The organism is Corynebacterium sp. MSK008, assembly GCF_030232585.1.
Taxonomy (GTDB): domain Bacteria; phylum Actinomycetota; class Actinomycetes; order Mycobacteriales; family Mycobacteriaceae; genus Corynebacterium.
Window position 1 is genome coordinate 1 of the sequence record NZ_JASPJX010000050.1, and the last position, 204, is coordinate 204.

Sequence of the window (204 nt, forward strand, 5' to 3'; positions counted from 1 at the left end):
AATGAGTTCATGCGCGACCTCGGCAACGGGAGACTCGACGTGGCCTTTCTCGGCATGGACGCCGACGTCGCCCCAGCATCCGGACTCACCGCGCACGAGATCGCCCGAGGGCGTCTCGTCGCCGTCATGGCGTCACAACACCGGCTAGCGCACACGGGCACCCTGGCCCTGGCTGACTTGGTCGACGAGACGTTCATCGACTTC

At 65.7% G+C, this 204-nt stretch carries 1 protein-coding gene; it reads left to right on the top strand.

Annotated elements, in window-relative coordinates; genetic code table 11:
- Window positions 1–204: LysR substrate-binding domain-containing protein (locus QP996_RS11915; protein WP_284872824.1), on the top strand; the 204-nt coding region annotated here is incomplete at both ends.